Origin of the sequence: Psychromonas algicola, assembly GCF_004378355.1 — a bacterium.
Lineage (GTDB): Bacteria > Pseudomonadota > Gammaproteobacteria > Enterobacterales > Psychromonadaceae > Psychromonas.
This window is the reverse complement of sequence record NZ_SNUB01000012.1, coordinates 51216-72303: the sequence shown is the minus strand read 5'-3', so window position 1 is coordinate 72303 and position 21088 is coordinate 51216. Positions and strand designations below refer to the sequence as shown.

General features: G+C 38.4%; 19 protein-coding genes. 12 read left to right on the top strand and 7 right to left on the bottom strand.

Going from position 1 to position 21088, the window contains the following annotated elements; all coding sequences use genetic code 11:
* Positions 1–12 precede the first annotated feature (12 nt).
* Positions 13–1458 (top strand): metalloprotease TldD, encoded by a 1446-nt coding sequence (gene tldD / locus E2R67_RS08160; protein WP_134290454.1) that lies wholly within the window; start codon positions 13–15, stop codon positions 1456–1458.
* A 111-nt stretch (positions 1459–1569) separates the two neighbouring features.
* Here the strand turns inward: tldD and yjgA are convergent, their stop codons facing one another.
* Positions 1570–2079, bottom strand: coding sequence for a ribosome biogenesis factor YjgA (gene yjgA, locus E2R67_RS08155; RefSeq protein ID WP_134290453.1), 510 nt, complete (start codon positions 2077–2079; stop codon positions 1570–1572).
* A 122-nt stretch (positions 2080–2201) separates the two neighbouring features.
* Here yjgA and pmbA point away from each other — a divergent pair, with 122 nt between their 5' ends.
* Complete coding sequence (gene pmbA, locus E2R67_RS08150) at positions 2202–3527, top strand: metalloprotease PmbA (protein WP_134290452.1); 1326 nt, start codon at positions 2202–2204, stop codon at positions 3525–3527.
* A 76-nt stretch (positions 3528–3603) separates the two neighbouring features.
* On the opposite strand, the gene E2R67_RS08145 is transcribed toward pmbA, so the two are convergent.
* The 6 genes from E2R67_RS08145 to rsfS all read right to left on the bottom strand — a co-directional run bounded on the left by E2R67_RS08145 (position 3604) and on the right by rsfS (position 9415).
* Positions 3604–4650: an alkene reductase gene (locus tag E2R67_RS08145; protein WP_134290451.1), complete on the bottom strand. Its 1047-nt coding sequence runs from the start codon at positions 4648–4650 to the stop codon at positions 3604–3606.
* 169 nt (positions 4651–4819) lie between these two features.
* Entirely contained in the window at positions 4820–5623 is an 804-nt protein-coding gene (locus E2R67_RS08140; RefSeq protein ID WP_134290450.1) for a septal ring lytic transglycosylase RlpA family protein, read from the bottom strand.
* Between the two features lie 6 nt (positions 5624–5629).
* Entirely contained in the window at positions 5630–6733 is a 1104-nt protein-coding gene (gene rodA / locus E2R67_RS08135; protein ID WP_134290449.1) for a rod shape-determining protein RodA, read from the bottom strand.
* 2 nt (positions 6734–6735) lie between these two features.
* Positions 6736–8562 carry a penicillin-binding protein 2 gene (gene mrdA / locus E2R67_RS08130; protein WP_445177034.1) on the bottom strand — a complete coding sequence of 609 codons (1827 nt, stop codon included), beginning with the start codon at positions 8560–8562 and terminating at the stop codon, positions 6736–6738.
* 56 nt (positions 8563–8618) lie between these two features.
* The gene (gene rlmH / locus E2R67_RS08125; protein WP_134290447.1) at positions 8619–9089 is read right to left on the bottom strand and encodes a 23S rRNA (pseudouridine(1915)-N(3))-methyltransferase RlmH; all 471 of its coding nucleotides are present in this window, start codon (positions 9087–9089) and stop codon (positions 8619–8621) included.
* The gene (gene rsfS / locus E2R67_RS08120; protein WP_134290446.1) at positions 9089–9415 is read right to left on the bottom strand and encodes a ribosome silencing factor; all 327 of its coding nucleotides are present in this window, start codon (positions 9413–9415) and stop codon (positions 9089–9091) included. Before rsfS ends, rlmH begins: the two co-directional genes overlap by 1 nt.
* 300 nt (positions 9416–9715) lie before the next feature.
* Here rsfS and mraZ point away from each other — a divergent pair, with 300 nt between their 5' ends.
* From mraZ to murG, 10 genes are read left to right on the top strand one after another with little or no spacing between them, the layout of a single operon-like run.
* Positions 9716–10177 carry a division/cell wall cluster transcriptional repressor MraZ gene (gene mraZ / locus E2R67_RS08115; RefSeq protein ID WP_134290445.1) on the top strand — a complete coding sequence of 154 codons (462 nt, stop codon included), beginning with the start codon at positions 9716–9718 and terminating at the stop codon, positions 10175–10177.
* Positions 10177–11124 carry a 16S rRNA (cytosine(1402)-N(4))-methyltransferase RsmH gene (gene rsmH / locus E2R67_RS08110; RefSeq protein WP_134290444.1) on the top strand — a complete coding sequence of 316 codons (948 nt, stop codon included), beginning with the start codon at positions 10177–10179 and terminating at the stop codon, positions 11122–11124. Before mraZ ends, rsmH begins: the two co-directional genes overlap by 1 nt.
* Positions 11124–11435 (top strand): cell division protein FtsL, encoded by a 312-nt coding sequence (ftsL, locus tag E2R67_RS08105; protein ID WP_134290443.1) that lies wholly within the window; start codon positions 11124–11126, stop codon positions 11433–11435. Before rsmH ends, ftsL begins: the two co-directional genes overlap by 1 nt.
* Positions 11432–13264 (top strand): peptidoglycan D,D-transpeptidase FtsI family protein, encoded by a 1833-nt coding sequence (locus E2R67_RS08100; RefSeq protein ID WP_134290442.1) that lies wholly within the window; start codon positions 11432–11434, stop codon positions 13262–13264. The genes ftsL and E2R67_RS08100 overlap by 4 nt, the downstream gene beginning before the upstream one ends.
* Positions 13264–14820 carry a UDP-N-acetylmuramoyl-L-alanyl-D-glutamate--2,6-diaminopimelate ligase gene (murE, locus tag E2R67_RS08095; RefSeq protein WP_134290441.1) on the top strand — a complete coding sequence of 519 codons (1557 nt, stop codon included), beginning with the start codon at positions 13264–13266 and terminating at the stop codon, positions 14818–14820. Before E2R67_RS08100 ends, murE begins: the two co-directional genes overlap by 1 nt.
* A complete protein-coding gene (locus E2R67_RS08090) occupies positions 14817–16283 on the top strand; it encodes a UDP-N-acetylmuramoyl-tripeptide--D-alanyl-D-alanine ligase (RefSeq protein WP_134290440.1) in 1467 nt (488 codons plus the stop codon). Before murE ends, E2R67_RS08090 begins: the two co-directional genes overlap by 4 nt.
* A 50-nt stretch (positions 16284–16333) precedes the next feature.
* The gene (gene mraY / locus E2R67_RS08085) at positions 16334–17416 is read left to right on the top strand and encodes a phospho-N-acetylmuramoyl-pentapeptide-transferase (RefSeq protein ID WP_134290439.1); all 1083 of its coding nucleotides are present in this window, start codon (positions 16334–16336) and stop codon (positions 17414–17416) included.
* A 1-nt stretch (position 17417) separates the two neighbouring features.
* A complete protein-coding gene (gene murD / locus E2R67_RS08080) occupies positions 17418–18743 on the top strand; it encodes a UDP-N-acetylmuramoyl-L-alanine--D-glutamate ligase (protein WP_134290438.1) in 1326 nt (441 codons plus the stop codon).
* A 4-nt stretch (positions 18744–18747) separates the two neighbouring features.
* The gene (gene ftsW / locus E2R67_RS08075) at positions 18748–20022 is read left to right on the top strand and encodes a putative lipid II flippase FtsW (protein ID WP_134290437.1); all 1275 of its coding nucleotides are present in this window, start codon (positions 18748–18750) and stop codon (positions 20020–20022) included.
* On the top strand, positions 20015–21082 hold the full coding sequence (gene murG, locus E2R67_RS08070) for an undecaprenyldiphospho-muramoylpentapeptide beta-N-acetylglucosaminyltransferase (RefSeq protein WP_134290436.1): 1068 nt from the start codon (positions 20015–20017) through the stop codon (positions 21080–21082). Before ftsW ends, murG begins: the two co-directional genes overlap by 8 nt.
* The last annotated feature ends 6 nt before the right edge of the window (positions 21083–21088 follow it).

The window sequence follows — 21088 nt, the reverse complement described above, 5'->3', positions numbered from 1 at the left end:
TAAGGATCTTTAATGTCTTTTCAACAAGTTGCAGACAATTTTTTAGCCCCAGCGGATATGCAAATCAGTGATCTTGAATCACAGCTTAGCCAAATATCTGGAGCACAAATTGACTATGCAGATTTCTATTTTCAAGCAAGCCGTCACGAATCTTGGTTATTAGAAGATGGCATTGTTAAAGAAGGTAGTTATAACATCGAAAAGGGCATTGGTATTCGTGCTGTTTCAGGTGAAAAAACAGGCTTTGCGTATTCTGACCATATCTCTAAACAAGCAATTTCAGAAGCGGCCAATGCAGCTAAAAGTATTGCAAATTCAGGTCAAGAACGATCTGTTAAATTGATTATGCCAACTAAACAACCTATTTATTATACTTCAAATGATCCTCTGCAAAGCATGAGCCGCGATAAAAAAATTGAGTTGTTGAAACAAGTTGATACTTTTGCTCGTGCTTTAGAACCCTCAGTGAGTGAAGTGACTGTGTCATTAAACGCTGTCTATGAAGAAATATTAGTGGCGGCCAGTGATGGCACTTTAGCTTCTGATATTCGTCCATTAATTCGTTTTAGTTGTTCTGTATTAGTTGAAAAAAATGGCAAGCGCGAACGAGGTAGTGCAGGTGGCGGAGGTCGTTTCGATCTCGATTACTTTACCGATACGCAAGAAGGCGAATTGAAAGCCTTTTCATACGCGAGACAAGCTATCAGACAAGCCTTAGTTAATATTGATGCTATTGCTGCACCAGCTGGCGCTATGCCTGTTATTGTAGGTGCTGGTTGGCCAGGTGTTTTATTACATGAGGCGGTTGGTCATGGATTGGAAGGAGATTTTAACCGTAAAGGTTCATCGGCTTTCTCTGGAAAAATTGGACAGCAAGTTGCTTCTAAGCATTGTACGATTATTGATGATGGTAGTATTAAAGATCGTCGTGGCTCTGTGAATATTGATGATGAAGGCACTAAAGGGCAACGTAATGTGCTTATCGAAAACGGTATCCTAAAAGGTTATATGCAAGATAAGTTAAACGCACGTTTAATGGGTGTTGACCCGACGGGTAATGGACGTCGTGAATCTTATGCACACTTACCTTTACCGCGTATGACGAATACCTTTATGCTTAACGGTGAATATGAACATCAAGAGTTAATTGAAAGCGTTAAGAAGGGAATTTACGCGCCTAATTTTGGTGGTGGTCAAGTGGATATCACGTCAGGTAAATTTGTATTCTCAGCATCTGAAGCTTATTTGATCGAAGACGGTAAAATTACAGCTCCTATTAAAGGTGCAACATTAATTGGTAACGGGTTTGATGCGATGCAAAAAGTCTCAATGGTCGCTAATAATATGAGCTTAGATCCTGGCGTAGGTGTGTGTGGCAAAGAAGGGCAAAGTATTCCTGTTGGTGTTGGGCAGCCTTCCTTGAAGATTGATCAACTAACCGTTGGTGGTACAAATTAGCGCGCAGAAACTTGGGTCTAACAGCTAGTTTTTGAAAGTTATAAAAAAGTCCGAAATAGATTATCTATTCGGACTTTTTTATTTATTGCTTTGAATATTCGCTTGGCAAGCTTATAAACAATGTGTTTTTAGGTATACAAATAATTCTTTTGCTGTCTTCGCTGGCTTTTCTAATTTCTTTTCTTTATTCGCTTGGCGAACTAATTGACGTAATTTTTGACGCTCTAATTGTGGGTACATTGCTAATGCATCGTTAATTTTGGTATCGCCTAGTTCAATTAATTGCTCTGCTAACAACTCTAAGTGCGCAATAGCATGCGTTCTTTTACGGTTATTATCATTAAGAATATCTAATTTAGCAGTGATTTTTTCCATGTCTTCAGTACGTAACACTTTGCCTATGTACTGTAACTGTCTGCGTAGCGCTTCATGTTTAGTCGCTATTTTATGAGCCACTTTAATGCCTTCCATTAGCGTATCGCTTGCTGGAATTTGTGCTAATTGTTTTGCATTTAAGGCAACTAACTGTCTGCCAATATCTTTTAATGCTTCAGCTTCACGTTTAATTTGTGACTTACTGATTTCTTCTTCTTCAAGAATTTCTTCAACTTTTTTATTCATAGCTTATGGTTTATCACATTAGGGATTAAATAATTAAGCGCATCATACCATCATCGCAAGATGCTTGCCTTAATCCATGTTATTATTTCGCATCTTAATATTTTACATTGCGGTGCCTTTACATGATTGAACAGAAACAGTTGTTAGAAAATGCTGTGAATACAGCTCTTAATATTGCTAATGATTTGGGAGTTAGCCAAGCTGAAATTTCCCTCGGAAAAAGCGCAGGCATTTCTGTTAACACCCGTTTAGGGGAAGTTGAGAATATTGAATTTAATCATGATGGAGCAATGGGGATCAGCGTTTATGTTGATCATCGTAAAGGCAGTGCATCCACTGCTGACTTAAGTGAAGAAGCAATTGCAGCAAGCGTTAAAGCAGCGGTTGATATTGCAAAGTACACAAGCCAAGACCCTTTTGCAGGTTTATTAGATAAAAGCTGCTTAGAAACTAATCCTTTAGATTTAGATCTTTATCATGCAAGTAATAAAAATACTGACGAATTATTAGCATTAGCTAAACAGTGTGAAGATATTGCATTGAATTTAGATAAGCGCATTGTTAATTCAGATGGTGCAGGTGTAAATAGCCATACGAGCTTGCAAGTTTACGGTAATAGTAACGGTTTCTTGGAAAGCTATGGAAGTAGTCGCCACAGTTTAAGTTGTGTGTTAATTGCGCAAGAAAACGATGAAATGCAACGAGATTATAGTTATACCAGTGCGCGTGATATGAATGACTTGTTATCTGCTCAATGGGTTGCAGAACAAGCGGTTAAACGCACAGTGGAACGCCTAGGCGCACGCAAAATACCAACGCAAGAAAGCCCTGTGCTTTTTTGTCCTGAGATGGCGAGCGGGCTTTTTGGTCATTTGGTTGGTGCAATTAGTGGTGGTAGTTTATATAAAAAATCGTCATTTTTGTTGGACTCAATTAACACTCAAATCTTCCCCGATTGGATGTCTATTACAGAAGACCCACATGTAATTAAAGGTATTGCGAGTTCTCCTTTTGATAGCGAAGGTGGACGTACTATTAAGCGCGATATTATCGATAATGGTTTCTTACAAACCTATCTTTTAACGGGATACGCTTCTCGAAAAATGGGATTAAAAAGTACTGGGCATACTGGTGGTATTCATAATTGGTTTGTTAAAGACTCAGGTTTAGATTTAGCTGGTCTTTTAAAAGAGATGGGAACGGGTTTATTCGTCACTGAACTAATGGGACAGGGCGTTAATATGGTGACTGGAGATTACTCTCGTGGTGCTGCAGGTTTCTGGGTAGAAAATGGAGTGATTGCTTATCCTGTTCATGAAATTACAATCGCAGGTAACTTAAAAGAGATGTTTATGGACATTAGTGCAATTGGATCCGATATCGACCCAAGAAGTAGTTTAAAAACCGGCTCTATTTTAATTGAAAAAATGAAAATAGCAGGGGAATAAGCGAATAGCTAATAAAAAGACAATCTAGTTATTGCTAGATTGTCTTGATTGTTTTAGCTAACGATATTTTTTAACACTATTTCAATTCAGCTAACATGGCTTCGTTATATTCCACTAATGTTTCACCATTTGTTACTTTACTAATGTAATCTGGATTTGCAATTAATGGACGTCCAATGGCAATTAAGTCAAAGTGTTCATTGTTAATCGCTGCTTTAGCAGTTTCAAAACTATAACTACCTACACCCACTAAAGTCCCTTTATAACCTGCACGTAAAAATTCAGACACTGTTTTGCCCTGTAAAGAGTCAAAACGAGTACTGTCATCAAAAATACCAGCGTGTAAATAAGCTAAGTTTCTTTGTTCCAGTTGAGGTAATAAATAATCAAAGACTGCCTGGTCTTGCGCATTTTCTTTAATGTTAACGTAAGCACCTGGAGAAACTCGAAGCGCTGTTTTTTCAGCACCAATCGCTTCAATAATAGAATCCACAATTTGTAGTGCAAAACGTGACATGTTCTCTGGTGTTTTACCGTACTCATCTTCACGATGATTGGTATCGTGATGCAAAAATTGGTCGATTAAATATCCATTCGCACCATGAATTTCTACTCCATCAAAACCTGCTTCTATCGCGTTTTCAGCGGCCTTTACATAATCTTTAATGAGTTGATTAATATCTTCAAGGGTTACTGCTTTAGGCACCACATAAGTAAGTTCACGCATACGTGGAACAGAGCCTTCAGCTGCAAGTGCTGACGGTGCAAGTACATCACCACCACCAAAGAAATGAGGATGTGCAACACGGCCTACATGCCAAAGTTGTGCAAACATTTTTCCGCCATTGTTATGTACTGCGTCTGTTACTTTTTTCCAGCCTTCAATTTGTGCTTGTGAAAATAAGCCTGGTGTATTTGGGTAACCTTGGCCATCAGGTCGAATTATGGTTGCTTCGCTAATAATTAAACCGGTATCGGCACGGCGAGCATAATAGTCAACGCTTGCTTGAGTGGGAACTAGGTTGTCGTCAGCCATACAGCGAGTTAATGGCGCCATTAAGACTCGATTTTTAAGTTCGATTTTGCTGTTTAACTTAAAGGGAGTAAGTAGATCAATTGACATGTTAGAACCTTAATAAAATAAATACGTAAAGATATAATGAGGGCTGTTTATCAATATTCAAGGATTGCGTGAACATTTGTTCAAGTTTTTTTGTGAGGGGAGAAGTGGTTATTGGAAGTCGTTTGATAATGCCTCTTGATGGGGAAAGAGGCTTATGTCAGTGACAAGATTATTTACTTATCGATGCGTTAGGTAATATATAAGCTTGTGGATAATGTTTTTTCACTTCTTCTAGTATATTTTCAGCCTGTAATACATTGCTTAAAGGGCCTAAACGTAAGTAATACAATTTATCTTGCTGAGCATAAAAGCTAGGTACTTGATGTTGATCGGCTAGTTGCTTTGAGAATAAAGCTGCTTTTTCGGCATCTGCTGTGACTAAGTATTGAATATTAAAAGCTTCATTGGTCGTTTGTGTTTGCTGACGTTTTTCAGCTAATAAATCAACTTCATCATCTTTATTAAAATGTAATAACTTTATCTCTACTTGTGCTGTGCCTGCTTGCAACATATCTAGTTTTCTCGCTGCGGCATATGAAAGGTCAATAATACGACCTTCATGGAAGGGACCGCGATCATTTACGCGTACAATGATTTGTTTGTTGTTTGCTAAGTTAGTAACTTGAACGTAACTTGGTAAAGGCAAGGTTTTATGCGCGGCACTCATCGCGAACATATTGTAGCGTTCACCATTAGAAGTTAAATGACCGTGAAATTTATTACCGTACCAAGAAGCACCACCTTGCTGAGTTAGCTCTGTGATCCCTTTTTTTACTTTATAACGAATGCCACGTACCGTGTAATTTCTATTACCGCCACGAGAATAAGGTTCATAACGTGGATTAACATCTTCAATATGCCCTAATGGTGGAATATCTGAAGGGGCATGATCATCACTATATTGGTAGCGATTGTTATTACTACAAGCGCTTAATAACACACAAATAAAACACAGTGAGATGATCTTTTTCATTAATTATTACCGTTTTATATTAAAGCGTTTATGAGTTTGGATGGACATTAATATCCCAAAGCCTGCAAGCAAGGTCACAATTGACGTTCCTCCAAAGCTGACAATCGGTAATGGAACACCAACAACGGGTAATAAGCCACTTACCATGCCAATGTTTACAAATACGTAAACAAAGAAAGTAAGAATAATACTACCAGCAATCAGTTTGGTAAATGCATCTTGTGCTTGGTTAGCAATCCACAGTCCACGTCCAATAATTAAAAGGTAGATACTTAATAACAATAAAACACCCACAAAACCAAACTCTTCAGAGAAAACTGAGAAGATAAAATCAGTATGGCGCTCAGGTAAGAACTCTAACTGTGATTGTGTTCCTTGTTGCCAACCTTTACCCCAGAAACCACCGGAACCAATGGCTATCTTGGATTGAATAATATGATAGCCCGCGCCCAATGGATCCGCTTCTGGATTCAGCAGAGTGAGCACTCGGCCGCGTTGGTAATCATGCATTAAGAAAAACCAAAGAATAGGGATGAAAGCGAGTATTAATGCAAAGGCAATACCAATGTAAACCCATGAAATACCTGATAGAAATAGTACAAATATTCCCGATGAAGCAACCAATATAGAGGTTCCTAAATCTGGTTGTTTAGCAATTAATAATGTTGGAACAATGACTATTAGTAGTGCCACAATTGCTTGTCTAAATCGTGTCGGCAGGGTGAATTCACTAACATAATAGGCAACCATCAATGGCATGATCAGCTTCATTACCTCTGAAGGCTGAAATTTAGTAAAACCTAAATCTAACCATCGTTGTGCACCTTTACCTGTATGGCCAATAACAAGTACTGCAATTAGTAATAAAATACAGCCTATATAAATAGCTGGAGCCCATCTTTGATACCATTCGGGCGGTATCTGAGCGATAACAAACATCGCAGCCAAAGCGACCACTAAACGTATTATTTGACGATATACCATTGGATAACCAGCTACCGAGTATAAAACGGTTAAACTGATCGCCATTAAAGCAAACAACCCGAGTAATAGATAAGGGTCAAGATGCAAGCGGTTAAATATACTTCTTTGAGATTGAGGGCTTAACATAATTAAAAGTCCGTTGCTGGTGCTTTAGGGGCACTTTTCTTGAAATATTCATCAAACAATTGACGTACGATTGGAGCTGCATGACTACTACCTCCACCCGCATTTTCTAATACTACCGTAGCAACAACTTCAGGCGAATCAAATGGGGCAAAAGCAACAAACATTGCGTTATCACGATGACGTTCATTAATTTTTTCTGCGTCATAAGTTTCATCTTCTGCGATATTAATAACTTGCGCAGTCCCTGATTTACCAGCAACAGTATATTTTGCGCCTTTAAACGCTTTATAAGCGGTACCCGTTCTTTTACTTGTTACACCTTGCATCGCATCTAGTGCGATATTCCAATAGTTATCACTTTCTAGTTTAATGGGTTGTTTTGACTCATGCACTGGAGAGTATGAATCCGTTGCCGAGGAAATCGTTTTTAATAGATGTGGGACAATGCTGTTGCCACGTCTTGATAAAATCGCCGTTGCCTTGGTTAATTGGATAGGCGTAACTGTCCAGTAACCTTGACCGATACCAACAGAAATTGTATCGCCATCGTACCAAGGATCTTTAAAACGTTTTTTCTTCCAAGAACGTGAAGGCATGATCGCTTTAGTTTCTTCGGCAATATCTAAACCACTGTATTCACCAAAGCCGAATAAACGCATAAAGGGTTCAATACGGTCAATACCTAAGTTATAAGAGGTTTCGTAGAAGAAGGTATCACAACTTTGTTCTATTGCGTGGAATACGTCTACGATACCGTGCCCCCAAGCTTTCCAATCTCGGAAACGACGTTTACTGTTTGGTACTATCCACCAACCTGGATCAACAATAGTGGTTGTTTCTGTGATCACTTTTTCATCAAGTGCTAGAAGCGCCATTTGTGGTTTGATCGTTGAAGCTGGAGGGTAACGTCCCTGAGTTGCTCGGTTTATCAGTGGTCTATCTTTTGATTTTAATAAACCTTGATATTGTTTTTGACTAATACCCGATACGAATAAGTTTGGATCGTAACTGGGTGCCGAGACTAAACTTAAGATAGCACCTGTTTTTGCTTCCATTAAAATAATGCTACCACGCATGTCTTTTAATAGAGACTGTGCTTTAAGTTGTAAGTCAATATCGATGTTGAGTTTAAGATCTTTTCCTGGGACAGGGGCAGTAAAATCCAAGGTTCTAATGACTTTACCCCAGCTATCTACTTCAACTTGTCGTTGACCGGGTTGTCCATGTAATAGATCTTCATAGAATTTTTCAATACCTAGCTTACCAATGTACTTGGTACCGCGATAACGAATTTCTTCACCACGCTTTTCAATTTGTTCTAAATCTCGGCTATTAATTTTTGCTATATAACCTAAAACATGGGTAAAGGCATCGCCAAATGGATAATAACGTTTAAAACTGGCATGAATAGAAAAGGCTTTAAAATGATGACGGTTAACTGTAAAGAGGGCGACGTCTTCAGGTGTTAACTGATCTCGAATAGTGATTGGTTTAAATGAACGTGAATTACGATTATTATTTTTAAAGTTAAGTAACTCTGTTTCGGTAAGGGAAAGCAATGACGTTAAGCGTTTAATATCATCTTGTAATGTTTTTGTATTTCTTACAATAACTTGAAGGCTATAGACGGATCGATTTTCAGCAAGAACCACGCCGTTGCGATCATAAATGAGTCCACGATTAGGTGCGATGGTTTGCACACTGATTCGGTTGTCATTAGAACGTGTTTTATAATTGTTGAATGAGCTAATTTGTAAGTAATATAAATTAGTAATTAAAATGCCGATAGCAAATAAAATCGCGACAAAAACCGCAATGGTTCTGCGCATGACTAATTCTGATTCTGCGCTGTGGTCGCGTATGCTATTACGTTTGATTCTCACAACTACTCTCTATGATACGGATGATTAATTGTTAAGGTAAATGCACGATATAAACTTTCAGCGACTATGATCCGAACCAGAGGGTGCGGTAATGTTAAGGCTGAAAGAGACCAACGTTGTTCAGACTGTTTGATACATTCTGGAGCCAAACCTTCTGGCCCGCCGATCAACAGACTAATATTGCGTCCATCATGCTGCCATTTTGTCATCTCTCCAGCTAATTGCTCTGTTGTCCAAGGTTTACCTGTTACTTCGAGGGTGACTATTTTGTTACCTTTAGGAATCGCTTCCAAGGTTAGCTCGCCTTCTTTTTTCAAAATGCGTTTAATATCAGCATTTTTACCACGTTTTCCTGCATTAATCTCTAATAATTCAAGTTGCATTTCTTTTGGAAAACGTCGCGCGTATTCAAGATAACCTTTTTCAACCCAGTCTGGCATTTTAGTACCGACTGCAATTAGCTGAATCTTCATTAGACTGATTCAGTCCATAGTTTTTCTAGTTGGTAGAATTGACGTGTTTCATCTTGCATAACATGTACAACGACATTGCCCATATCAATTAATACCCATTCACTTCCTTCAAGGCCTTCTACACCTAATGGTACTTCACCTGCATTTTTAGCAGCTAATGCAGTTTGCTCACCAATTGAGCGTACGTGGCGTTTTGATGTACCTGTGCAAATGATTAATGTATCAGTGATATCTGAAATACCAGCTACATCAATTGTTACTATTTCTTTTGCTTTCATCTCTTCAAGTTGATTGATGATAAATGCTTTTAATTGTTCGTCTTGCAAGGGAATGTCCTTCCGAAGTTATTAGTTAAATTGTTTCAAGCGGGGAAGTATATCACGCAACTTATTAATTGGTCGCCTTTTGAGAATAATTTCACCTCTTTATTTAACTTATAAGCAAATGAATTTAAACGCCACCCAGATCATTTTGTGATTCAGATCTGTATTTAAAAAGATCCATTACTTGCAATAATGAGGAATTTTATTAGACTGAGTGGTTAAAAGTGGGAGAAAGTGTCGTTTTGTGGATCTTTTTCTTGATAAATTGCAGATGTAATTCATAAATAACGGAATGAAATAATCATGCTACGTGGTGCAAATGCCATCAATCTTGACACTAAAGGAAGAATTGCAGTGCCGACTCGGTACCGCGATTGGCTTTCCGATACCTGTCAGGGGCAGCTTGTATGCACTATTGATTTTCAGTCTCAAAATTGTTTGTTGCTGTATCCGTTACATGAATGGTTATTGATAGAAGAGAAGTTAAGAGGCTTATCAAGTACCAATCCACAAGAGAGACGCATCCAACGGTTAATTCTTGGTCATGCCACAGAATGTGAGTTAGATAAGAATGGTCGTACTTTAATTGCACCAACATTAAGACAACATGCGAAATTAGATAAAAAAATAATGTTAGTAGGGCAGTTGAACAAATTTGAAATATGGGATGAGCAAGTGTGGCATCAACAAGTACAGCAAGATCTACAAAGTGATATGTCGTTAGGCATGGAATTAAGTGATTCTCTTAAGGAGTTCTCGTTCTAATGAGTGAGCATATAACCGTATTATTAGACGAAGCTGTTGAAGGGCTCGCTATAAAACCAGATGGTATCTACGTCGATGGAACATTTGGCCGTGGTGGTCATTCTCGACATATTTTATCAAAGCTAGGGCCTAATGGTCGTTTAATTGCGATCGACCGAGATCCAAGAGCTATTGCAACGGCTGAAGCTTTAAAGTTAGAAGATCCACGTTTTGATATTGTGCACGGTCCTTTCTCTGGTTTAGCTGATTACGTTAAAGAACTTGGGTTAGCTGGAAAAATTGATGGTGTGTTATTGGACTTAGGTGTTTCATCACCACAATTAGACGATGCTGAGCGTGGTTTTAGTTTTATGCGTGATGGCCCATTGGATATGCGTATGGATCCAACATCAGGCATTAGTGCTGCAGATTGGTTAGCTAAAGCTGATGTTGATGATATTGGTTGGGCGTTAAAAACCTTTGGTGAAGAAAAGTTTGCTTATCGAATCGCGAGAGCCATTGTTGCTGATAGAGTTGAAACTCCATTTACTCGTACGTTGCAATTAGCACAGCTGATTGAACGTTTATGTCCTAAACGAGAGAAGAAAAAACATCCTGCAACACGCAGTTTCCAAGGCATTCGAATTTATATTAATAGTGAATTAGAAGAGATCCATAAAGTACTCGATGGTGCATTGGATGTGTTAGCCATTGGTGGACAGCTATCAGTGATTAGCTTCCACTCACTAGAAGATCGTATTGTAAAACGTTTTATTCGTAAGCAAGAGAAAGGACCGGAGTATCCCGCTGGATTACCTTTAACCGATGCGCAAATGCAAGCAGGAAAAAATTTAAAATCAGTGGGTAAAGCAATCAAACCGAGTGCTGAAGAAGTGGATAAAAACCCGCGTTCACGTAGCTCAGTGTTACGTGTCGCAGTTAAATTACGTCAACCAGAGGTTAGTTGATGGAGATTCGCGATAACTTATTAATGTTGATATTGGCTGATTTACGTCGTCATATTGGCTTGGTGATTTTGGGAATAGTTATATTAATCAGTGCATTATATAACATTTATATAACCCATCAAACGCGTGAATTAGTTACAAAAAAGGAATTCCTATCGCAACAGAAAGATAACCTGACGATAGAGTGGAGTAATTTGCTTATTGAAGAGCATACCCTTGATGAACATAGTCGGATTCGTTCTATTGCAGATAAAAAGCTGTCAATGGCACAGCCAACAAAAGAAAACAGTGTATTAGTGGAAATTCAATGAATAAAAGACGCAGTGTTTCAAAAGCTAAAGTAAATTCGCAGACTCGTAAGAAAAAAGTCTACCTGAGCTATTCCTCGGGTAGATATCTTTTTGTGGCCGTTGGCATTAGCATGATCGCTGTGGCGTTGATTTCTCGCCTTGCATTTCTTCAGGTCATCGAGCCAGAATATTTAACTAACCAAGCAGATAAACGTAGTTTACGTGTCACAAAATCAGTGGTTCATCGCGGTAATATTGAAGACAGACACGGCGAAGAGCTCGCTATTAGTGTGCCTGCTTATGCGATTTGGGTCGATCCTAAAGAAGTTAAAAAAGAATTTGCTTTTACACGCGAAGAGTGGAAAAAAAGTAAAGTTGTCAACCCTAAAACAGGCCTTGAAAGATATACAAAAGAATATTTTTACGAATCTAAAAAATGGCCTGCATTAGCTGAAGTGCTAGGGATTGAAATAGAAACCATTGCTGAAGCGATTCAAAAACCAAATTCTCGTTTTGCTTATTTGAAGCGTCAAGTTAATGATCCTATTGTTCAGTACATTAAGCAATTGAAGTTATCTGGTATTGCAAGCCAATTAGAATCACATCGTTTTTATCCAACTGGCGAAATCAATGCAAATATCCTTGGATTAACTGATTTAGATGCGCAAGGTATTGAGGGAATTGAGAAAAGTTACAATGCTTATTTACAAGGGCAAACGGGTACAAAACGTGTCCGTAAAGATCGCCTTGGTAATGTCATTGATAATATTGAAGTATTAAAAGAGAAAAAATTAGCGGGCAATTTACAATTAACCATAGATCAACGTGTTCAAGCCGTTGCCTATAGTGAACTAAAGCGTGCAATTAAAATGAATCACGCTACTTCTGGTTCAATTGTTGTGATTGATATTAATAATGGTGAAATCTTTGCCATGGCTAATTATCCTTCGTTTAACCCTAATGATAGAACCCAGTATCAAGCTTATAAATTACGTAATCGTGCGATTACAGATACTTTTGAACCGGGTTCAACCGTTAAACCATTGGTGGTGGCAAGCGCATTAATTCATAACAAAACGGATATTGATGAAGTTATTGATACGTCTCCTGGTTGGATGAGTTTAGGTGGTCGACGTGTTCGAGATAGCCATAATTATGGGAAAATGGATTTAGCAAAAATATTAAAGAAATCAAGCAATATGGGAGTAAGTAAATTAGCATTACGCTTAGGCCCTGAAGAGTTACAACAAACTTTTGCAGATTTTGGGTTAGGTAATGATACGGGGATTGGTTTGATCGGAGAAAATATCGGTCGTTTACCTATTCGTCATCGTTGGTCTGATTTTGAATTAGCCACTATGTCCTTTGGATATGGGATCACCTCTACTACTTTACAACTTGCAAAAGCTTATGCCATTTTAGGCAGTGGTGGTATGGAATATCCGCTTTCTATCGTAAAAAGTAATGCGCCTATTGTGGGTGAGCAGGTCGTTCCTAAACATATTGCTCTTGAAGTTGTTGAAATGATGGAAGGTGTTAGTGAAAAAGGTGGTACGGCTCCAAAAGCGAAAGTGGATGGATATCGTATTGCAGGTAAAACAGGGACATCAAGAAAAGCCGAAGCGGGTGGGTATGGTGACGATTATGTTGCAGTGTTTGCTGGTTTAGCGCCTGCAACGCGTCCTCGATTTGCGATTGCTGTGATGATCAATGAGCCTCAAGGTGATCGATATTATGCGGGAGACGTTGCCGCACCTGTTTTTTCTGCTGTCATGAAAAGTACCTTATTATTGTCACATGTATTGCCTGATGGCGGGGATCAAAGCTATACCTATTTGGAGGCTAAGTAATGGTAAACGAGACTGTGCAGCAGGACGGAAAACACTGTACAGTCGATTGGTTACTGGCTCCATGGCTAACTATTCCATCAACGAAAGCAATCTCAGGAATGACATTAGATAGCCGAGCTGTAAAGGACGGTGACCTTTTTGTTGCATTACAAGGTGCGGTTACTGATGGCCGTATTTATATAGCAAAAGCCATTCAAGCAGGTGCTGCCGCTGTATTGTCTGAAACTGATGACATTACTGCTAATGGTGCCGTTCGCATTGAACAAAACATTCCTGTTATACAAATATTTCAATTAGGCAAATATCTTAGTGCAATATCAATACGCTTTTATTTCCCGCAATCTCAAACACATCAAATTACAGCAGTTACTGGGACTAATGGTAAAACAACCATCGCAAGTTTGTTAGCGAATAGTTATGAATTATTAGGCAATCAATGTGCACAGATGGGCACAATTGGTAATGGCTTATATGGACAATTGCAAGCAAGTTTAAATACAACTTTAGATGCCATTTCTGTTTGTAGAGAATTACAAAATTATCAAGAGCAAGGCGCTCAACATACGATCATGGAAGTGTCATCACATGGTTTATTACAAGGCAGAGTTTCTGCTGTTCCATTTCATACCGCTATTTTTACTAACCTGACTCGTGACCACCTTGATTACCATGGCACCATGCAAGCTTATGCAGATGCTAAAGAGAAATTATTTAAAGAATTCCCATTAAAGCACAAAATTATTAATGCAGATGATGATACTGGAAAAGATTGGTTAACAAGACATCTTGATGCTATTGCCTATGGCTTTAGTGCAGATGAAAAATCATCTAAGCAGTATTTTAAAATAACCGAAGTGCAATATTTAACTCAAGGGATTGCTTTTCAATTTATTTCAAGTTGGGGAGTTGGTGTTATTAATGCGCCATTTTATGGGGCGTTTAATGTTTCAAATATTGCAGCTGTTTGCTGTGCATTATTGGCGGATGGATATAGCATCCAAGATGTTCAGGATGCTGCGGCTAAATTAACGGTTGTCCCTGGACGAATGGAGCAATACTTTTTTGCTAAGCAGCAAGTGACTTTTGTTGTTGATTATGCACATACTCCCGATGCCCTAAAAAATGCATTAAAAGCATTACAATCTCATAAGCAACAAGGTCGTATTGTCGCTGTATTTGGTTGTGGTGGTGATAGAGATAAAGGTAAACGACCAGAAATGGCTAAAGCCGCAGAGCAAGGCGCAGACCAAGTGATTATTGTTGATGACAATCCGCGTAGTGAAAATGCGCAAGCTATTGTCGAAGATATCAAACAAGGTTTAATTCACCCAGAACAAGCCATTGTGATCCACGATAGAAAACAAGCTATCTTGCATCTTTTAGAAAATGCTCAAGCAAATGATATTATTTTAGTCGCAGGTAAAGGGCATGAAGATTATCAAATTTTTGGTGATAAAAAAGTACACTATAGCGACCGTGAATGTTTGAGTGAATTGATAGAAAGCGAAAATAAAGTGAGCAGTCACAATAAGAACAATCAGGAACCAATATTATGATCTCTATTTCAGTTAATGACCTATGCAAGGCAACAAATGGACAATGTAAAATAGGTTACCTAAGTGCTGAAAGTTGCAAAACGATTGTCATTAATAGCGTGAGCACTGATACAAGAACGATCAAAGAAAATGATTTGTTCATCGCATTAAAAGGGCCTTCATTTGATGCTCATGAGATGCTTCAACAAGCGATTGATAAAGGTGCCTCGGTTTTATTAGTTGAAGCGGGTAATGATTTATCAATTAATCACGATAATCTTGTTATTGAAGTAGAAGATACAAGAATCGCACTAGGCTTGTTATCCAGTTATATCAAACAACAGTTAACACACTTAAAATGTGCTGCTATCACTGGAAGTAACGGTAAAACAACTTGTAAAGAATTACTTAGTGCAATACTTGCTGTGCATTGTGGTGACGCTGAGAAGGTGTTAGCCACGGCGGGTAACTTTAATAATGATATTGGCTTGCCATTAACGTTATTGAGATTAGAGCAACAACATGAGTTCGCCGTTGTTGAATTAGGTGCGAATCATATCGGTGAAATTGCTTATACTTCAGCACTTGCTAAACCTGATGTGGCTTTAGTCAATAATATTATGCCTGCACATCTTGAGGGGTTTGGCTCTTTGCAAGGTGTGGCAACGGCTAAAGCTGAAATTTGGTCTAGCTTGTCCGAATCTGGCATTGCCGTTGTGAATTTAGATGCCGATTTTTGTAATGATTTTGTGCAAAATTTACAAAAAAACAAACAACAATTTTTAACGTTTTCTAAAGAAACAAGCAATAAAGCTTCTGTTTCACCTGATATCTTTGCAACAGATATTCAATTTAATGAATTAGGCCAAGCTAATTTCACGCTTAATGTTCAACAATCGAGAACAATACAAACGGTAAGCATTCAGTTAAACCTACCAGGTAAACATAATATCAGTAATGCATTAGCAGCAAGCACTATGGCACTCGCTTTAGGTTGTTCATTAGATAGTATCCAACAAGGTTTGAATGATGTTCAACAAGTTGCTGGACGTGTTAATAGTACAGTCGTTTCTCAAGAATTAACCGTGATTGATGACACTTATAATGCTAATTCTGCGTCAGTTATTGCAGGTATCGATTTGTTAGCTCAGCACCAAAGTCAGCACTTGCTTATTTTAGGTGATATGGGGGAATTGGGTGAATTTGCCGAGCAAGAACATAAAACAATTGGTAAATATGCACAAAAACAGGGCATTGAACGACTATTTACCGTTGGAAATTTGAGTCAACACGCAACAAATGAGTATAATGCAGCCTCGAAAACAAAAGACGCAGAGCATTTTTTTGATAAAGAAAAACTTAAATCAGCCATTAATCGCTATTTAAGCAATGAAACATCTAAAGTAGTTGTGCTTGTTAAAGGCTCACGCAGCGCCAAAATGGAAGACATTGTTGCTTTCATTAAATATGAATTTAGCGCGTAAGTCATTTCAATTGACTGTTAATTAAACAGTTTTATAAATAGGATTTAAAGATGGTTGTATGGTTAGCTGAATACCTTTCAAGTTATTACAGTATATTTAATGTGTTGACATACTTATCTGTGAGAGTAGTCCTAGCTGTATTGACTGCATTAGCATTTTCTTTATGGGCTGGCCCTAAATTGATACGTTATTTACAAAGCCAACAAATTGGTCAAGTAGTACGTGATGATGGTCCTGAATCTCATTTTAGTAAAGCAGGAACACCTACCATGGGGGGTGTTTTGATCCTTGCTTCAATTGTATTAAGCACTTTATTTTGGGCTAAATTAGACAATTTATATGTTTGGATCGTGTTATTTACGACACTTGCTTTTGGTGCAATCGGTTTTGCTGATGACTACTTAAAAGTTGTTCGTAAACACCCTGATGGTCTAATTCCTCGTTGGAAATATTTTTGGCAGTCAGCTACTGCAATTCTTATTGGTGTTGTTTTATATGCAACGGCAAGTAGTGATGCGCAACTCACGTTGGTGGTTCCATTTTTCAAAGATTATATGCCTTACCTAGGTTTGTTGTTTATTCCATTGGTTTATTTCACCATAGTAGGAAGCAGTAATGCAGTAAACCTAACTGATGGTCTTGATGGTTTGGCTATTATGCCAACGGTTATGGTCGCTTCTGCTTTTGCTTTAATCGCTTATTTAACAAGTAATGTTAATTATTCTCACTATTTATTTATCCCTTACATTCCGGAAGCGAGCGAATTAGTTATTATCTGTGGCACCATCGCGGGAGCAGGTTTAGGCTTTTTATGGTTTAACACTTACCCTGCACAAGTATTCATGGGCGATGTAGGCTCTCTTGCATTAGGTGCCATTTTAGGTGTCATTGCCGTATTGGTTAGACAAGAGTTTTTATTAGTGATCATGGGTGGGATTTTTGTATTAGAAACCGTTTCTGTGATACTGCAAGTTGGCTCTTACAAAATGCGTAAACAACGTATTTTCCGTATGGCACCTATTCATCATCATTATGAGAAGAAAGGATGGCCTGAGCCTCGAGTTATTGTTCGTTTCTGGATCATTACTATTGTTTTAGTGTTGATCGGACTTGTTACCCTGAAGGTTCGTTAATATGAAAGCGCAAGAAATTGCAATCATTGGGCTAGGCGCAAGTGGTTTATCTTGCGTTAATTTTTACCGTAATAAAAATATGGCTGTGACTGTTTTTGACACTCGTTTAGAGCCGCCTGGTAAAGAAAAGCTTGAACCAAGCACTAAGCTTATCTGTGGACCTCTCAATAAAGAAGCATTATGTCAATTCGATTTGTTAGTGGTGAGTCCCGGGATCGCAATTTCTACACCTGCTATTGATGCCGCTATACAAGCAGGTGTTGAAGTAGTTGGTGATATCGAACTCTTCGCGCGTGAACTTACTACTGCTAAATATCGACATGCTAAACTTGTTACTATCACTGGTTCAAATGGTAAAAGTACGGTGACAAGTTTATTAGGTGAAATGGCTAAATGCGCCGCTGTTAAAGTGGGTGTTGGCGGCAATATTGGTATACCTGCATTAGATTTATTAAATCCTGATCTTGAACTTTATATTCTTGAATTATCAAGCTTTCAACTTGAAACTTCTGAATCACTTAACGCTGATATTTCAACTATTTTAAACGTAAGCGAAGATCATTTAGACCGTTATGTTAACTATCAAGCTTATACTGAAGCAAAACATAAAATCTACGCACAAAGTCAATCTATCCTTATCAACCGTGATGACTCACTTACTTTCAGCGAAAAGCAGCCTCAAACTAGTTTTGGTTTTGATAGTAAAGATTACGGTTTAGTTGAGCACCTAGGCGAAACTTATTTAAGTTATCAACAACAGCCTTTATTAGCTTGTTCTGCTTTAAAATTAAGTGGTAAACACAACTGGATGAATGCACTAGCAAGTATTGCATTAGGAAGTCATATCGATTTACCTATGTCAGCGATGCTTGAAACACTACAATCTTATACGGGGCTCAGACACCGTTGTGAGTTTGTTAAAAGCGTTAATGGTGTGCGTTGGATTAATGATTCCAAGGCGACGAACATAGGCGCAACCCAAGCTGCGTTGGTTGGGTTATCTGAAACAATTAGCGGTAATGTTCATGTTATTTTAGGTGGTGATGGAAAAGGGGCTGACTTTTCTGAATTAAAACCTGCATTAGCTGAAATAGAAGGAAAAATTGTTTGTTTTGGACAAGATGCGAAACAAATTGCATTACAACATAGTCAATCAGTTCTTGTTGCGGACATGGGGGAAGCGGTTAATTATATAGCGTCTCATGCAAAGGAAGGTGATTTGGCTATTTTGAGTCCTGCTTGCGCAAGTTTAGATATGTATAAAAACTTTATGGCGCGTGGTGATCATTTTATTGAACTTGTTGAAACCTTGTCTAGAGATGCTTAGCCCTATGCAACATTCACCTTCAGATAAATTAGCTCAAGTTATCGCGTCCTTAAAAACACCGATTGATAAGCAAGTGCCCGTATATGATAGGTCATTACTTGTTTTAGTGTTTACTTTGATGGGAATTGGCTTGGTCATTGTTGCTTCGGCATCAATGCCAGAAGGTATCGCACTTTCAGATGATCCCTTTAGATTCTTAAAGCGTCATTTTATTTATATTATTTTATGTTTGTTTATTCTGGCAACAGTGGTGTCTATTCCTATTGATCGTTGGCATAAATATACACCATTGATTTTATTGGGCTCTACGCTTGGTTTGATTGCGGTATTAACTGTGATAGGCACTGAAGTTAACGGTGCTTCTCGTTGGTTACGAATTGGTCCACTTAATGTTCAACCTTCTGAATTCGCGAAGCTATCAGTCGTTTTATTTATTGCTAGTTACCTTATCCGTCGTCAGAAAGAAGTTGTTGATACCATTAAAGGCTTTATGAAGCCCTTAGCAGTACTGGCTTTACTGTCACTATTACTGCTGTTGCAACCAGATTTAGGGTCAACGGTTGTAATTGTTGTGATCATGATGGGAATGTTATTTATTGCTAATGCAAGGCTCATTTCCTTTGTTGGTATCGCTTTTTCTTTATTGTCAGTGATCATACTTCTTATTGTTACATCGCCTTATCGTATGGCGCGTGTATTTGGTTTTCTAGACCCGTGGGCAGATCCTTTTGGACGTAGTTATCAATTAACTCAATCTTTGATGGCGTTTGGCCGTGGTGGATGGTTTGGAGAAGGATTAGGCAACTCGGTGTTAAAACTGGAATATTTACCAGAAGCCCATACCGACTTTATTATGGCGATTCTTGCTGAAGAGTTGGGGTTTGTTGGTGTGAGCCTTGTTATCCTTCTTGAGTTCGTTTTAGTTTATAAAGCTTTCTCAATTGGTAAAAAAGCGTTACAACAAAACCTTATCTTTGCAGGTTATGTTGCGGTGGGAATTGCTATTTGGTTTGCTTTTCAAACGGCTGTTAATGTCGGAGCCGCATCGGGTATTGCACCGACTAAAGGACTTACATTGCCTTTAATTAGTTATGGTGGTTCTAGTTTAATAACGATTGCTACTGCTGTGGGTTTGATTTTACGAATAGATTTTGAAACACGCACTAACTTACAATCAGAAAAAGCAGATAAAAACGAAGTTAAGAAAAAACCTCGTCGTAAAAAAGTGACTCAGAAAAAAATATCAGTCGAAGGTATCGAGGTTGAACGGAATGCATAAATCTAAAACTTTATTAGTCATGGCTGGTGGAACCGGAGGACATGTATTCCCTGGTTTGGCCGTTGCTAATAAATTAAAAAGCGAAGGTTGGAAAGTCAGTTGGTTAGGCACGGCTGCGCGAATGGAAGCAAGGTTAGTTCCTGAACATGGCTATGAAATTGACTTTATTGACGTTGCTGGTGTTCGTGGTAATGGTCTTAAACGTTTAATTGCAGCGCCTTTTCAAATTATTAAATCTATTTTTCAAGCTCGTAAAGTGTTAAAAAGCAGAAAAGTTGATCTTGTTTTAGGGATGGGGGGATTTGCGAGTGGACCAGGTGGCATTGCTGCATGGACAATGGGCATTCCTGTCGTGCTACATGAACAGAATGCAGCTGCGGGATTAACCAATCGTTTGTTAGCTCGTTTTGCTAAGAAAGTATTAATGGGATTTGCTGGCTCGTTTTCTGGTGAAAAAGCTTTATTAGTTGGTAACCCTGTTAGACAAGAACTTTTAAACTTAAAAGAGAAATCATTGTCAGTAGATGAGCCTATGCTAAAAGTCCTTATTATTGGTGGCAGCTTAGGAGCAAAAGTACTTAATGAAGTCGTACCAGAAGCGCTACTTCATTTTGATAAAGAGCAACTGATGGTTTTACATCAAGCAGGTAAAGATGCGTCAGAAGCTGTTCTAACCCGTTACGCAGAAACTAAGATTGATTACCAAGTAAAAGATTTTATTACCGATATGGCAGAAGCTTATCAATGGGCTGATGTTATTATTTGTAGAGCGGGAGCGTTAACCGTCGCTGAAGTTGCTGTGGTAGGATTACCGGCGATATTTATCCCTCTGCCGCATGCTGTTGATGATCATCAGACAAAAAATGCGCAAAGTTTAGTAGATGCAGAAGCCGCAATATTAATTCCTCAAAAGGAGTTAAATGCACGTAAATTAAGTGATTGTTTGGCTACATTAAGTCAAAATAAGCAGTTATTAGTTAATATGAGTAAAAACTGCAAAAATGTAGCAATGAGAGATGCAACAGAGCAAGTTGCTGATATTTGCAACTCTTTAATATAAGTTTAT